The organism is Sulfitobacter sp. 1A15106 (assembly GCF_043556995.1).
GTDB classification, from domain to species: Bacteria; Pseudomonadota; Alphaproteobacteria; order Rhodobacterales; family Rhodobacteraceae; genus Sulfitobacter; species Sulfitobacter faviae.
This window is the reverse complement of sequence record NZ_JBIFFM010000004.1, coordinates 100854-115038: the sequence shown is the minus strand read 5'-3', so window position 1 is coordinate 115038 and position 14185 is coordinate 100854. Positions and strand designations below refer to the sequence as shown.

18 protein-coding genes are annotated in these 14185 nt (G+C 61.9%); 6 read left to right on the top strand and 12 right to left on the bottom strand.

Annotated elements, in window-relative coordinates; genetic code table 11:
- The first annotated feature begins 2 nt into the window (after positions 1 to 2).
- Complete coding sequence (gene flhB, locus ACGYKA_RS07550) at positions 3 to 1121, top strand: flagellar biosynthesis protein FlhB (RefSeq protein ID WP_394410929.1); 1119 nt, start codon at positions 3 to 5, stop codon at positions 1119 to 1121.
- A gap of 7 nt (positions 1122 to 1128) precedes the next feature.
- Here flhB and ACGYKA_RS07545 read toward each other — a convergent pair whose 3' ends face one another.
- Genes ACGYKA_RS07545 through fliL form a run of 4 tightly spaced genes read right to left on the bottom strand, consistent with a single transcriptional unit; the run spans position 1129 to position 3614 of the window.
- Positions 1129 to 1758 carry a MotE family protein gene (locus ACGYKA_RS07545; protein WP_394410931.1) on the bottom strand — a complete coding sequence of 210 codons (630 nt, stop codon included), beginning with the start codon at positions 1756 to 1758 and terminating at the stop codon, positions 1129 to 1131.
- On the bottom strand, positions 1755 to 2156 hold the full coding sequence (locus ACGYKA_RS07540) for a flagellar motor switch protein (RefSeq protein ID WP_394422435.1): 402 nt from the start codon (positions 2154 to 2156) through the stop codon (positions 1755 to 1757). The genes ACGYKA_RS07545 and ACGYKA_RS07540 overlap by 4 nt, the downstream gene beginning before the upstream one ends.
- A complete protein-coding gene (locus ACGYKA_RS07535) occupies positions 2137 to 3084 on the bottom strand; it encodes a FliM/FliN family flagellar motor switch protein (RefSeq protein WP_168612849.1) in 948 nt (315 codons plus the stop codon). Before ACGYKA_RS07535 ends, ACGYKA_RS07540 begins: the two co-directional genes overlap by 20 nt.
- Positions 3081 to 3614: a flagellar basal body-associated protein FliL gene (fliL, locus tag ACGYKA_RS07530; RefSeq protein ID WP_394410934.1), complete on the bottom strand. Its 534-nt coding sequence runs from the start codon at positions 3612 to 3614 to the stop codon at positions 3081 to 3083. Before fliL ends, ACGYKA_RS07535 begins: the two co-directional genes overlap by 4 nt.
- Before the next feature lie 182 nt (positions 3615 to 3796).
- Between fliL and fliF the strand changes: the two genes are divergently transcribed.
- Genes fliF through ACGYKA_RS07505 form a run of 5 tightly spaced genes read left to right on the top strand, consistent with a single transcriptional unit; the run spans position 3797 to position 8490 of the window.
- Positions 3797 to 5500 carry a flagellar basal-body MS-ring/collar protein FliF gene (gene fliF, locus ACGYKA_RS07525; RefSeq protein ID WP_394410937.1) on the top strand — a complete coding sequence of 568 codons (1704 nt, stop codon included), beginning with the start codon at positions 3797 to 3799 and terminating at the stop codon, positions 5498 to 5500.
- The gene (locus ACGYKA_RS07520; RefSeq protein WP_394410940.1) at positions 5497 to 6159 is read left to right on the top strand and encodes a FliH/SctL family protein; all 663 of its coding nucleotides are present in this window, start codon (positions 5497 to 5499) and stop codon (positions 6157 to 6159) included. The genes fliF and ACGYKA_RS07520 overlap by 4 nt, the downstream gene beginning before the upstream one ends.
- Entirely contained in the window at positions 6146 to 6595 is a 450-nt protein-coding gene (locus ACGYKA_RS07515; protein WP_394410943.1) for a FliM/FliN family flagellar motor switch protein, read from the top strand. Before ACGYKA_RS07520 ends, ACGYKA_RS07515 begins: the two co-directional genes overlap by 14 nt.
- On the top strand, positions 6582 to 7418 hold the full coding sequence (gene fliP / locus ACGYKA_RS07510) for a flagellar type III secretion system pore protein FliP (protein ID WP_394410946.1): 837 nt from the start codon (positions 6582 to 6584) through the stop codon (positions 7416 to 7418). The genes ACGYKA_RS07515 and fliP overlap by 14 nt, the downstream gene beginning before the upstream one ends.
- 22 nt (positions 7419 to 7440) lie before the next feature.
- Positions 7441 to 8490: a flagellar motor switch protein FliG gene (locus tag ACGYKA_RS07505; protein ID WP_394410949.1), complete on the top strand. Its 1050-nt coding sequence runs from the start codon at positions 7441 to 7443 to the stop codon at positions 8488 to 8490.
- Between the two features lie 6 nt (positions 8491 to 8496).
- Here the strand turns inward: ACGYKA_RS07505 and ACGYKA_RS07500 are convergent, their stop codons facing one another.
- From ACGYKA_RS07500 to ACGYKA_RS07465, 8 genes are all read right to left on the bottom strand, one after another.
- Positions 8497 to 9330: a DUF1217 domain-containing protein gene (locus ACGYKA_RS07500; protein WP_394410952.1), complete on the bottom strand. Its 834-nt coding sequence runs from the start codon at positions 9328 to 9330 to the stop codon at positions 8497 to 8499.
- Positions 9327 to 9752, bottom strand: coding sequence for a flagellar biosynthesis repressor FlbT (locus ACGYKA_RS07495; protein WP_322329176.1), 426 nt, complete (start codon positions 9750 to 9752; stop codon positions 9327 to 9329). The genes ACGYKA_RS07500 and ACGYKA_RS07495 overlap by 4 nt, the downstream gene beginning before the upstream one ends.
- 1 nt (position 9753) lies before the next feature.
- Entirely contained in the window at positions 9754 to 10158 is a 405-nt protein-coding gene (gene flaF, locus ACGYKA_RS07490; protein WP_067262368.1) for a flagellar biosynthesis regulator FlaF, read from the bottom strand.
- A 105-nt stretch (positions 10159 to 10263) separates the two neighbouring features.
- Positions 10264 to 11214 carry a flagellin gene (locus tag ACGYKA_RS07485; protein WP_394410955.1) on the bottom strand — a complete coding sequence of 317 codons (951 nt, stop codon included), beginning with the start codon at positions 11212 to 11214 and terminating at the stop codon, positions 10264 to 10266.
- Positions 11215 to 11321: 107 nt separating this feature from the next.
- Positions 11322 to 11699 (bottom strand): hypothetical protein, encoded by a 378-nt coding sequence (locus ACGYKA_RS07480; protein ID WP_209217508.1) that lies wholly within the window; start codon positions 11697 to 11699, stop codon positions 11322 to 11324.
- Positions 11696 to 11998 (bottom strand): rod-binding protein, encoded by a 303-nt coding sequence (locus ACGYKA_RS07475; RefSeq protein WP_271689281.1) that lies wholly within the window; start codon positions 11996 to 11998, stop codon positions 11696 to 11698. Before ACGYKA_RS07475 ends, ACGYKA_RS07480 begins: the two co-directional genes overlap by 4 nt.
- A gap of 9 nt (positions 11999 to 12007) precedes the next feature.
- A complete protein-coding gene (locus ACGYKA_RS07470) occupies positions 12008 to 13108 on the bottom strand; it encodes a flagellar basal body P-ring protein FlgI (RefSeq protein ID WP_394410958.1) in 1101 nt (366 codons plus the stop codon).
- A gap of 13 nt (positions 13109 to 13121) precedes the next feature.
- Positions 13122 to 14183 (bottom strand): flagellin, encoded by a 1062-nt coding sequence (locus ACGYKA_RS07465; protein WP_394410961.1) that lies wholly within the window; start codon positions 14181 to 14183, stop codon positions 13122 to 13124.
- Between the last annotated feature and the right edge of the window lie 2 nt (positions 14184 to 14185).

Genomic DNA, 14185 nt, shown 5'->3' with positions numbered 1-14185 from the left:
CCATGTCGGAAGAGGACAAGAGCAGTAAGACCGAAGAGCCGACGGAGAAAAAGCTCCGCGACGCGCGCAAGAAAGGCGACGTGCCGCAATCGCGCGAGACCGGCACCGCGATGCTGGTCTTTGCCCTGCTGATGATCCTGATCTTCGTGCTGCCCGCCTCGATCGACGGGATCGTGGCGGCGCTGCAAAGCCCCCTTTTGGGGGCGGGTGTCACCGCCATCGGCACCGGCGGCACTGGCGTCGCCGAAGCGGGCCAAGTGTTGAAATCGCTCGGCTTTACGCTGGGGCTGGCGATGATGCCGGTGGTGGGGATCATGGTGCTGGCAGCCCTCTTCGGCGTGTTAATCCAAGGCGAGACCGTCGTCTCAGCAGAGCGGATCAAACCGAAGTTTTCCAAGCTGAACCCGCTGTCGGGGTTCAAGCGGCTGTTCTCGGCCGAGGCTTTCGTGGAGTTTGCCAAGAATACGGCCAAGGTGCTGGTGATCGGTTTCATCACCGTCTGGGCCGTGCGCGACATCGCGCAGTCACTGGGCCAGACGCAGGCTTTCATCCCTGAGACGCTGCTGCAAGCGACCCTGCAAAAGGTACGCTGGATTTTTCTGGTCACCACCGTGCTTCTGGTGCCCATCGCCATCGCCGACATCATCTGGAAGCGGGCGCAGTGGAAAAAGAAACAGATGATGAGCCTCAAGGAGATCCGCGACGAGCATAAAGACAGTGAGGGTGATCCGCAGATCAAGGGCCGCCGTGCCGAATTGCGCCGCGCCCGCGCCCGTCAGCGCATCGCGCAGGCCATCCCCAATGCCAGCGTGATCCTGACCAACCCGACCCATTACGCCGTGGCGCTGAAATATGAACAGGGCGTCGATGATGTGCCGGTCTGCGTGGCCAAAGGGGCCGATGTCATGGCCCACCGTATCCGCGAGTTGGCCAAGGAACACGACATTCCGATGATCGAGAACCGCCCGCTGGCCCGCGCGCTACACGCGGCGGTGGAGGTCGACGACCGCATTCCGATGGAACACTGGCAGGCGGTGGCCGAGATCATCGGCTTTGTCATGGACCTGCGCCGCAATGTGCGCCGCAAGCCCCCTGCCGGGTCGTCAATCCGCGAGGAGTGACGCGCGTTCAGCGCAGGCGCAGCCCTTCGAGGTTGCGGTCGGCGGGGAGTTTGGAGCGCTCCAGCAGGATTTTCGTGATCAACCGCGCCCGGACAAGGCTGAACGAACCCATGATCTGCGCGGCGTCCCGTTCGGGCATGGCACCGATGACCTGCACGGCGGTTTCCACGTCGATCTCATCCATGATGCCCGCCGCCACCTGCGGCTTCATGTTGCGGTAAAGTTCGACCAGTTTGGTCATGTCCTGATTGTTCGCCTCTTCGATCACCTTGAGCTGCGCGCCGATCTCGTCGCGCAGGCTGGCGAGGCGGGTCTGTTCGGCCTTGAGGCTCTGTTCGGCCAGCGCGAGCTTGGCTTCCCGATCGGCAATCGTGTCGCGTTGGTCTTTCAGCAGCGCGCGTTCTTCGGCGATGGCTTCGGCGATCAAATGGCTCGGTTCGCACATGCCGCTCTCGCCCGGGGCGCTGGCGTCATAGCTGGGCGGCGCGGGGGCGGCGGCAAGCTCAACAGGGACCGGGGGCGTGTCATCGGGGGTTTCGGCGATGGCCATCATCGGCATGAACTCAACCGTAAGCTTGAGCACACCAGCCACGCCAAGGCCAAAAAGCGCGATCTTGGGCAGGGAAATACGGCTCATTCCTTACGCTCCTTGGTGATGTCGAAAAAGGTACGGACCAGTTCGGATTTGCCCTGTACCGCCGCTTGGCCCCGGACCTGCGCACGGCCCTTGAGCCGCGCGGCGCGCATCTGGGCCGGGTTCTGGCCTGCCGGGGCAGGCTCGGGCGCAGCTTGACGGGGCGGCGTGGCCTCGCGCTGCACCGGCGGCTCGGGGCGCTGTACCTTGGTGCTGAGGTCGCGCAGGTCTTCGACCGATTTCGCCGATTGATCGACTGCGTTGGAAAAGGCCCCGACCATCGGCTCCATCTCTTTCAGGGTCGCCATCAAGGCGCGAACGCGGCGGTCGAGGATAAAGGCATAGACCAGCGTGCCGACCAGCAGCACGATGATGAGGATATCAATCAAGGCCGGCATCATCGTCGCTGTCCTCCTGATTTTCCTTAGGGAGCAGGGATTGGATCACCCGCAGCGCCAAAGCGCCATTGCTGCGCTGGCCAAAGGCCGCTTGGAACATCGGCTGGGCGTTCACCATGCCGACCACGGGGGTATCGACGGTCATGCCCAGATCAATCACCTGACCGGGCTTCCATTCCAGCACCTCATGCAGCGGGATCGTCACCTGCTGCAGCACCCCGGTGATGGTGACCGTGGTGCTGGAGATCTGGCTGTTCATATCCTTGCGCGCGTTGCTGTCGGTTGGCGAACGCCCGCCAAGGAACGGCTGCGCAAGCTGGGCGCTGACCTCGTCCAGCGTGCCATAGGGCAAGACCAGCGCCATATGGCCGCTGCGGTCTTCGAATTGCATATGCAGCCGGACCAGCACCGTCGCCGTGCGCGGCGCGGCCAGCATGACCGACCGGGGGTTGGATTCGAGCGATTGAATGTCGAATTGCACCGGGCTGACATCATGCAGGCAATGCGCCAAACCTTTGAGCGACAATTCCGCCAGCCTGCGGCCCAGTTTCTGCTCAATCGCGGTCAAACCGCGGGGTTTCCACTGCTGACTGGTGGCGCGACGGCCACCCAGCATGATCTCAAGCACCGAGAACAGCAGGTCAGGCTCGACCACACAGGCGATCTGGCTGCCCCAGCTTTCCGCATTGGCGATGGCGATGAGCGAGGGCGACTGGATGCTCTCCATCGCGTCCTCATAGGGCATGTATTCAAGCGAGCTCAGCTCGATCTCGGGGGCGACGGTGCAATAGGATTTGAGGTCGGGCACCAGCGCCAGCAGCAGACGGTCGATGATGATCTCAAGCGTGGGCAGGCGCTGGAAGCTTTCCCGCGCCTGACGGATCATCGTCTCTTCGAGGCTCAGCGCATCGGGGGAGGCCGCTATCGTCATTGCACCACCATATCGGCAATCAGGATTTCATGCGGCGCGTCGGTGTGCCCCACCGCCCGCGCCCGGCGCAGCAGTTCGGTCTTTAGCATCGCCAGCCCATAGCTGCCCGACAGATCGCTGACATGCAACTGGCGCAGGAAATCTTGGAAGCTGTCGCGCAGGTAAATCTCACGCGCGACCAGGCGGTCCGCGCCCTCGGCGGTTTCATCATAGACCATCAGCATGTTAAGCTTGAGAAAGCGGCTGGTCTGCCCGCCCTGCGGGCCGGTGTCGGTGACGTTCACGATGATCTCAGGAAAAGGCATGACCGGCATTTTCACTTCGGTCTTGGGCTTTGCGCCGTGGCCGTCTTCGCCGCCCGTCTCGCCGTGATCGTTCTCGGCCGTCTCCACGGTCTCTTCGGCGGCTTCCTCCCCCCCCAGCCCGGCCATTTCAAGCAACCCCGAAGGCCCGATGGCCAGCGTGACCCCACCCAGACCCGCAAGAAGGCAGAGCAAGACGACAGCAAGGATAGCGAGAGGCTTTTTCATTCTTTCACTCTTAATCGGATCCCGCGCGAAGCGCCACATACAAGAACAAATACATCTTCAAACAAGCTTTATTGCAACAGAAACCTGTTTATTTTTCGGATCGACCAAGTATAAATCGATATATGCTTGCATAGTGAGGGCCGAGTGGAGAATGCTCGGGCCATACAACCGAGTGAGGGGCCGTGAATCAGATCGTTGAAAACCTTAAGGATTTGGGTCCAAAGCGGCTGGCTCTTCTCGGCGGCATCGGTCTGGCGATCACCGCGGCCATCTTCATCGGCGCGCGGACCATCCTCGCCCCCACCTATGTCCCGGTTTACAGCCAGTTAAGCCCCGGCACGGCGTCACAAATGATGCAGACGCTGGAACAGGCGGGGCTGACGGTCGATCTGTCGCGTAACGGCGATACCATCTCGGTCGCCGAGACCGACATCGCCCGCGCCCGCATGGCGTTGGCCGATGCAGGGCTGCCGGGCGAAGGCGTGCCGGGGTGGGAGATTTTCGACAATATGTCCGGCATGGGGATGAACTCCTTCATGCAAAAGGTGAACCGGCTGCGCGCGCTGGAAGGTGAGTTGGCCCGGTCGATCCAGACGATCAGCGGAATCAAGGCCGCGCGGGTGCATCTGGTGCTGCCCGAACGCGCCGCCTTTTCGCGCAGCCGGGCTGAGGCCAGCGGATCGGTCATCGTGCGCTCGCAGGCCAATACCAGCATGACGCGCCGTCAGGCGCAGGCGATCCAAGCGCTGGTCGCCTCCGCCGTGGCGGATTTGGAAGCGCAGAACGTGACCGTCCTGTCGGCCTCCGGCGAGACGATCCTGGCCAAGGATGAGGGCGGCAGCTCCGACTTCTCGCTGCAAGGGCAGCGCAGCATGATCGAAGAGCAATTGGCGCAAAAGGTTGAATCGATCCTCAACGCCCGGGTTGGGCCGGGCAATGCCCGCGTGCGGGTCAGCGTCGATCTGACGACCGAGCGCGAAGTGCGTGTGTCGCGCACATTCGACCCCGCCCAGCAGGTCGCGCGGTCGATCGAGACGCGCGTGCGCAACTCCAATGAAACCGATCCGGCGGCGGCCACGGTGGATGTGGCCAACAACATCCCCGATGAGCTGCGCGACGATGCAGGCGGCGGCGCAGGCCAATCCACCCGCTCTGAGAATGACGAGATCATCAACTACGAAATCGGCTCGGTCCAGAGCGAACTGGTGCGCGAGCCGGGCGATATCGAGCGTATCTCGGTCGCGGTACTGGTCAACGGCAGCTACGGCACCCTGCCCGATGGCTCCGAAGGCTATATCGAGCGCAGCCCCGAGGAGATGGCGCGCCTGACGCAGCTGGTCAGCACGGCCATCGGCTTTGATCAGGCCCGGGGCGATCAGGTGCAGGTCGACAGTCTGCAATTCCTCGATTTCGATTCCGAGTTCAGCAACCCCGCCAGCCGTGGCTTGGGTGCGGTGCTGGCCGATAACGCCATGACCATCCTGCGTTCGCTCTTTGCCTTGGCGCTGGTGGCAATCATCATGGTGCTGGGCGCGCGCCCCCTGCGCATGGTGCTGGACGCCACCCTGCCCCAGCCCGCGCTGGCCGGTGCCGGAGCCGATGCGGCGCTGCTGGACGGCCCTGAGGAAGACAACGCGCCCAAGGCGCTGATCGGCGGCACCCAGAAAGAGACGCCGCAAAACCGCCTGCCCACCCCGGCGGGGGCGCAGACCGGGGCGGTGCTTGGCCCGATGGATGAAATGCCCCGCGACATGGTGCACCTTGCCTCCGTCGAGGGGGCGGTTCAGCACAGCCAATTGCGCGCCGTGGCCGAACTGGCCGAGGACAACACCGATGACGCCCTGCGCGTTCTGGGCGAATGGCTGTCGGAAGGGGATGATCTGTGATCACGAGCCTCAAGCTTCAGAACTTCGACGAGGACGGCAAGAGCAAGCCGCAAGACCCGGCGCTGCCCACCCCCGAAGAGATCGAAGCGAAAATCAAGAAGGCCCATAAGCAGGGCCATATCGAAGGCTATCTGGCCGGGGCCGATGCGGGCCGCGCCGAGATGCATCAGACCATGCAGGCCGAACATGCCGCCATGGCCGAAAAGCTCGCGCAGGAACTGGCGCGGCTGGCACAGGCGATGCAGGCCCACCAAGACGCGCTGATGGCGCAGATCGTGGGCTTTACCCTGCAAACCTGCGAGATCGTCCTGCCCGAGGTGATCGAACGGCTCTCGACCGCGCGGGTGAAAAAGACCGTGACCCAATCGCTGAAAATGGCCATCGGGTCGAGCCATATCAAAGTGCGCCTGTCGCCCGCCACGCTGGATCAGATCGGCCCCGAGCTGCGGCAACGGGCGGTCTATTACAAATGCGACAGAGTGCTGGACCTGCGGGCCGATCCCGAACTGCCCGATGGCGATGCGCGCATGGAATGGGACCACGGCAGCCTTGATTACGGGTTCAAAAAGATTTGCGACCGCCTGCTCGCCGAATTGCGCGACACCCATGCGCGGGCGCTGAAAGCACAAAAGGAGAAGGACGGAAATGGACAAGCCTGACCTGCAATCCCCCCAAGATGACAACAACGCTACAGACGGCAAAGCGCCTGACGCCACGCCAGAGCAGTCGCGCGCCGATGCCTTTGGCAACGCCGCCAGCACGGGCGGCGATGATGCGGGCGTCTTCCCGCAGCTCGACACCGAAGATTCGCGCAATGCGCTGGCCCCCCGCCCCGAGGCGGGCGGCGCAGGCATCAACGCGATGCTGAACGTCGGCCTCGACGTGCAGATCGTGCTGGGCCAAGCCCGTATGCCGATTTCGCGCCTGCTGGAACTCACCCGCGGCTCCATCGTGGAGTTGAACCGCAAGATCGGTGCACCGGTGGACCTTATGGTCTCTGACCGTTTGGTAGCGCGCGGTGATCTCGTGAAGGTCGGTGAAGACCGGCTTGGCGTGTCCCTGACCCAGATCGTCAAGGACTATGTCCCTGACTGACCGCCCCTCTCTGCGCAGCTATGCGTCGGGCCGGATGGGCCTTGCCCTGCTGGTGCTTCTCGCCAGCAGCGGCATGGCCATGGCCCAAGATGGCGGATTTCTCAGCACGCTTTCGGATGTGATTGGCGACACCGCGCCGGGCAGTGATGAGAACGCCAACCTTTCAGGGCGGATCGTCCAGTTTATCGCGCTGGTCACCGTGCTCAGCATCGCGCCGGGGCTTTTGGTGGTGATGACCAGCTTCACCCGCTTTGTCATCGTCCTGTCGATGCTGCGCTCGGCCCTTGGCCTGAACCAGACCCCCCCCAATATCGTGCTGACCTCGCTGGCGCTCTTCATGACCTTCTTCGTCATGCAGCCGGTGTTTGAGGACGCCTATGAGGCCGGGGTCGAGCCGCTGTTGGAAAACGCCATCGCCGAGGAACAGGCGCTGGAGCGGATCGCCGCGCCCTTCAAGACCTTCATGTACGTCAACACGCGGCCCGAAGACTACGCCCTGTTCCTGCGCATCGCGCCTGCGGATGAGGAGGCCGAAGAGAGCCCCCTGCCCGCCTCGGCGGAAGAGGCCACCTTCCGCCATCTGGTGCCCGCCTTCATGATCTCAGAACTGCGCCGCGCCTTTACCATCGGTTTTCTGATCTACCTGCCCTTCGTCGCCATCGACCTTATCGTCGCCTCGGTCTTGATGAGCGCGGGGATGATGATGCTGCCCCCGGTGCTGATCTCCTTGCCGTTCAAGGTGATCTTCTTCGTGCTGATCGACGGTTGGTACATGCTGGCCGGGTCTCTGATCGAAAGCTATGTGCCGCTTGCCGGTGGCTGACCTGCTCTGAAAGGATCTCTCCATGTCGACCAATGCCCTTTCCAAATCCCGCAGAAAGCCCATCACGGTGGAGGATCTGAACGGTCCGACCAAGGCCGCCATCACCTTTCTCTGCCTCGGCGAGCAGACCGGATCGGAACTCATGCAAAAGCTCGGCACCGCCGAGATCGAGCGTATCACCAGCGCCATGAGCCGCCTCGGCCCGATCCCTGCAGAGGTGGTGGAACATGTGCTCAAAGAGTTCACCCAAAAGGTCGTCAGCGGCACCGGATCGGTCGTGGGGTCGCTGTCGACGGCAGAGTCCATGCTGCGCAAATTCATGCCCGAAGAGCAGGTGAGCAACATCATGGAGGGGCTCAAGAACAGCGAGCGCGAAAGCGCCATGTGGCGCGGCTTTGGGGCGCTGGATGAGACGGTGATCGCCAATTACCTCAAGGGCGAGCATGACCAGACCGCCGCGGCGATCCTCAACAACGTGGACACCGGCGTGGCCGCTAAGGTGCTGCCGCTGCTGGGCCCTGAGCGGATGCAGGACATCGCCGAGCGCATGATCGCGATGGAGGCCGTACCGCTGCATATGATGCAGCAGATCGAAGAGACATTGAAACAAGACATCCTGTCGAATGCGATGCATACCAATTCAGTCGAGACGCATCAGCGCATGGCGGATCTGTTTAACCAGTTGGATGTGCAGGCCTTTGAGGAGCTTTCCGGCGCGCTGGACGCGCGTATTCCGGACGCTTTCCAAGCCATCAAACAGCGCATGTTCGTCTTTGACGACCTGTTCAAACTGCCGATGCAGGACTTGGCGCAGGTCATGCGCGGGCTCGATGGGGCGACCCTGCCGATGGCGATGCGCGGCGCCAAGAAAGAGCAGCGCGATCACCTGATGGAATGCCTGCCGCAACGCTCGCGTCAGATGCTGATGGACGAGATGGCCGCCACCGGCCCAGTCCGGGGCCGCGACGTCCGCGCGGCACAGGCCGCCATGGTGGAATATGCCAAGAGCCTTGCCGATCAAGGGGTGATCGAACTGCCCTCGGCAGCCGATGACGACGAATTCATCGAATAAAAGGGATCAGCGGTAGACGCTTGACGCGCTATAGCCGCCGGTGATCGTGGGGATGTCGATGGTCGCGGCCGTAAAGCTGCCGCCCTGCCCGATCGAGACAGCCCCCTGCATCAGCGAAAGCACCGTGCTCGACGACGAAGAGACACCTTCGACCGCATCGTAAATCGCCGAGAACCGCGAGACGAGCTTGTCGACCTCCGCCGGGTCTTGCAGCTTTTCGATGTCGAACTTCTGCTCAAAGAGCGCGATCTGACGGTCGAGATCGACTTGAATCGCCTCATCCGGCACACCAAGCGCCCGGCGCATGAATTTGCCGAGGTCTTCGTCCTTCAGCACGTCGAGCCAGGAGTCGATCTCAGCGGCTTTGGATTTGAACTCCAAGGCGATGCGCGCGCCTTCGTTGTCCTCTCCGGCCTCGTTCAGCACGAAACGTTCCTTGAAACGCTCGATCATCTCGGCCTGCCAATCGACCTTATCAAGGTTTTCGCTGCTCCCCCCTCCGGGCGTAAAGCCCAAAGTCAGATACATGTCGCGAATTTTGGGGTCGCTGAGGCGGTTCACCAGCGCGGAACTGTCGGTGATATCGCTCTCCAACGTCTTGCGGATCATCGCCTTGCCAAAGATCTGATCTTCAAGGTCGAAGGCCCGCATGACGAAAGTATAGACTTCCGTATCGGCAATCAGTTCCTGCGGGGAAGAGATGCTGCCGATACGCTCTTCAAAGGCTTCGATCTGCCGGGCGTTCAGGGCGTTGCTGGCGGCAAGGTCGAGCTGTTTGTCGCGCGTTGCGTCAAACAGTTTGACCGCCACCTGCGTGCCCATGCCGCCCAGCGAAATCATGCGTGCGCGGCCTCATGGCTGGAGGCGGGCGGCACCGGGCGAAGCTGCATGAGTTCGGTCTCGTATTTGAGCACCGCGCGCAATTCGCTCATCGCCTTGTAGAAATCGGCCATGGAGACGAAATTCGCCGCTTCCATGATCCGGGCGCGCATGTCTGCGCCAAAGCAACAGGCCAGATCGGCCAAGCCCTGCTGGATCATCGGGAGGATTTGATCGCGTGTATCGGGACGGATCAGCGCGGTTTGCACCAAGAAGTAGACCTTGGAGACGGGCGTGGATTCCGCGTCCGGCTTCAGCAGATCGGATTCGCGCACGATATCGGCGCGGTTCTCGACCGTCAGCGCCTGACGGCGGTCGCCGTTGCGGATGACGCAGCCGTTCACGACCACACGTTCGCGGGGGCGGAGAGTGAGTTTCAGCATCTTACACCTCCTGCATCTGCGGCGCGGCCTGCCCGGCCAAACCGGCGGCGATATTGCCGTTGATCTCGACAAGACCCGCCAGACGGCCTTCGCCTGCCATCAGCGCGGTGCTATGACGGTCCACCCAAAGCGCGATGGAAATGAGCGAGGCTTTCAGCCCGTCAGGCATCTTGTTTTCCGGCTCCGAAAGGTCAAAGCGCAGGGCCGACCAGAACCGTTGATTTTCGTAGATCGCGTCGCGCAGACCGGAGGCGAGGATGTTCAACCGTTCGCTTTTATCGTCTGTCGCATCAAAGCCTTGGCCCTTTTCGGCAAGGTCATGTGTGACGCGGCTCAGAATGCGGCGCTCGATCTGCCGCGGGGTTTCGCTTTCGCGAATTGTTCGTTTGTATGCTGCCAGCCCCATAGGAATTCTTCCTTGTTTTTATCGTTTGCTGCCTGCCAACCGCAAATTCTGAGGCGGTTGGATCGGGGCCAGAGCGCTAGGCCTTGGCCCCGAAAACCCTAATCCTTAACGGAACAGGCTCAGGATGTTCTGCGGCGCCTGGTTGGCGATCGACAGGGACTGCGATGCCAGCTGCTGCTGAACCTGAAGCGCCTGAAGACGGGCGGCTTCTTCTTCCATGTTGGCGTCAACCATCGCGCCTACGCCTGTGTCGAGGTTGTCGGTCAGCTTGGTCAGGAATTCCTGCTGACGCTCAATCGACTTTTCGGACTGACCCAGCGAGGTGGCTGCGTCGACGGTGGCTTGGGTCGCAGTGTCGGCTGCAGTAAGTACCGCCGCGAGAAAGTCGTCTCCGGTTGCAGCTGTTGCTGCCTTGGTTGCAAAACCATCGGCGATCGCACGGAACATTTCGCGTTGTTGATTAAGATCCACCGGCTCGACCGTAATCTTGGTGGTCTTCAACGTGCCGCCCGAAGTACGACTAATACCAGTGATCACCTCACGGTTGGCGGCGACGGCGCTAGCGTTTGTTTCGGCTGTATAGACACCCGCTGCATCGAACGAGCTATCTCCTCCTGCAGCGTTAATCCCATCGGCACCGATGCCTCCGGCATTGACAAGGTCATCACCGTTAAAGGTCGATTGCTCCATAATCGCAGACATGTCCGCTACAAGACGTGTCAAATCGGCTTCGATTTCGTCCAAACCGCCTTTATTCTCTTGCGCAAAGGCCACTTTGTCACGAAATTCGTTCGCCAGATCCGAAAATTGCTCCGCGCCGAGGCGCGCGGTCGCAACCGAATTCTTGGTCAGGGTCAGGCTTTCATTCACGGCTTTGGTCATGCCGCTGTCGCCCTTCATGGTTTCGGAAATCGCGAAGTAAGCCGCGTTATCCTTGCCGGAGGAGACTTTGAGACCGGTCGAGATACGGTCCTGAGTTTGGTTGAGGGTCGAGTTGACGTTCCGCAAAGTCGACAGAGCGTTCATTGCGGAGGTGTTTGTGTTGATCGAAGACATATTCTTATTCCAGACTATTCTAGTTCGTTATGTTGTCTTTCTGACAACTGCGGGGCGAACCCGCTTGATTACGTTTTTACGCGAAAAACTGGCAACATTGAGGCAATTCAGAAACTTTTGTCCACGGTTGTCATCAGTGTTGCGCGGTTGTCACGTTTCGCACCGCTTCGGCCGTAAATGCCTGCAATGCTGTGCTTTTCCCGGATTTGGGAAACCTGTGAGATCATCTCAGACGTGGCTTGGCGGGCCAATTGCAGGTGGTGATGATCGCGCGCGATCAGATCTTTCAGATCGCGCAATTTATCTTTGCTGACCGCCTCGGGATCATGGCTGAGTTGCTCTTCCAGCACGGCGGTGAGTCGGGCCTTTTCGCTGGCGAATTCGACCAATTGGTTGAACGCCCCGCCCTCCACCGCGGCGATTTCGCGGCGCAGCAGATTGCCCAAGGCATCCACGGCGGCGAGTGCTTTGCGCGGATCACTCATCGGTCGGCCCCCGTTTGATAGCGCTGCATGGCGGTTTCAATTGTACGGGCGATTCCGGTGCTGTTCTGCTCGGCGATGCTTTCGCCAATCGCGTTGGACAGAAAGCTGCGCCAAGTCTCTTCGGCATGCCCCCCGCCGAAGCTGCCGACGTCCACGGTCGAGAGCATTTCATCGACCATCTGGCCGAGGAACATCGCCTCGAACTCCTGCGCTTTTTCGGCGGTGACGGCATCCGCCTGCGGGGCTGCCGGTTTGGCCGCCGGGGTCGGCGCGGGGATTGGGAAAGATGCGAATTCCATGACCTGCCCCTAGATGATCTCAAGGTCGGCATGCAGAGCGCCCGCCGCCTTGATGGCTTGAAGGATTGAAATCGTCTCGGTCGCGCCGACGCCGATGGCGTTCAGCCCATCGACCAGCCGTTGCAGGCTGACCGACCCGTCAATGACGGCGAATTTCGCGTCTTTCTCTTCCACGCCGACCGAGGAGTTCGGGACCACCACGGTCGTCCCGCCGATGGACAGCGATTCGGGCTGGCTCACGTTGAAATCATCGCGGACGGTGACGGTCAGCCCGCCTTGGCTGACCGCGACACGGTCGATGCGAACATTGGCCCCGATGACGATGGTGCCGGAGCGCGCGTCGATCACCACTTTGGCGACCTGATCGGGCTGGACTTGCAGCGGCTCGATCAGGGCCATCGTCTCCATCAACGATCCTTTGCCGTAGGCCGATACGGTGATGGTGCGCGAATCGATGGCCTTGGCGACCGGTCCCATGGCTTGGTTGATCGCCGCCTCGACCCGCTGTGCGGTGACGAAATCGGCGTTGCGCAGGGCCAGTTTGATGCTGTTCATCTCGCTAAAGTCGAAATCGACCTCACGCTCGACGATGGCGCCATTGTCGATCCGCGCGCCTGTCGGCACGCCTTCGACGATGGAGGCGTTCAGCCCCTGTGCCGCGAAACCGGCGACGGCAATCGGGCCTTGGGCCACGGCGTAGATCTCACCATCGGCCGCGGTCAGCGGAGTGACGATCAGCGTGCCGCCGCGCAGCGATGAGGCATCGCCCAGCGAAGAGACCACCACGTCGATGGTGCTACCGGCCCGCGCGAAGGGCGGCAGGGAGGCGGTGACCATGACGGCAGCGGTATTGGCCGTGCGCATCTGGTCTTCGGTCAGGTTGCCGATGCCGAGCCGCTCCAACATGCCTTCGATGGCGCGTTCGGTGAAGGGCGCGTTGCGCAGGCTGTCGCCCGTGCCGTTCAGCCCCACGACCAGCCCGTAGCCGACCAATTGGTTCGACCGCACGCCCTCGACGGTGACGATATCCTTGATCCGCACCTGTGCTGTCGCCGGCGCGGCAAGCGCGAAGGTGAGGCCGATCAGCAAGAGTTTAAACAAGGCGTTCATGGGGCGGTTCCGGTTAAAGGTAGTTCAGGAAGGACAGGCGCGAGAGCCGCGCGGTGATGGCAAAGCTGGAGTCGAGTTGGTTCTGCAATTGGGTCAGACGGGTGGCCGCGTCATATTGGTCGACCCCTTCGAGGTTCATCACCTCCCCATCCAGAAACAGCGCCCGGCTTTCTTGAGCCGCGATCGTATCGGCCAGCTGTGCGCGTTTCAGACCGGTCTGGGTTTCCAGATCGGTCAGCCCTTCAAGCCCCGCCCCGATGGCGCTGCGCGCCTCGCTCAGCCACGCATCGCGGGCGGCCTCATCGGGGATGTCGCTGGGGTTCACCGCGCTCAGCATCGCCAGCCCACGGACCAGATCGCGGATTGCCGGATCATTGGCTTGGGCGGTTTGGGTCAGGGTTTGCGTCTCAGACGTGCGCGAGGTCAGCGGCGGATTGCCCGACGGCGCGCCGTTGTAAAAAGTGTTCTCGAAATTATGGTTGGGGAACACCGAACTGTCGCCAAAGCCCGCCTTAAGGTCATCGATGGCGCGCTGCACATCCGCCACATCGGTCAGAGGGCCGCCGATCATGTGATCGACCGCAATCGCCGGGGATTCGCCGGTGCGCGGGTTGACCTCGTCCCAAGCTTGCAGCGGGTTGGTGTCGCTGCGGGTGCCCGACATCAGGAAACCGGAACTGTCGCTGACCGCCGCACGCTCCAACACCCGGTCAAGCGCCGTGCGTGCCGCCTGCGACAGGTAGGTCGTCGAAAGCCCGCCCGCGCTGTCGGCGGTGAAGGCTTGCTCAAGCACCTCTTGGCCCACGTCACGCATGGCCCCGAGCGAGGTTTCCACGGCGAGGAAACGGCGGTCCAAAAGCGCATTGGAGGTCAGGAAACCATCGTTGCGGGTGATCTGCATGCGAATGGCGATGGCATCGGCAGAGCGGTGGCCCAGATCGTCATAGGGGTTGGCCTTCAGCCCGGTCGTCACCTCTTTCGACACGTCCGAGATCTCGGCGGCGAGGCGGCTGGTCTGTTCGCGCTGGCGCAGGCTTTGCAAAGCGGTGGAGACGGTGCGGGAAATCTCGGTCATCC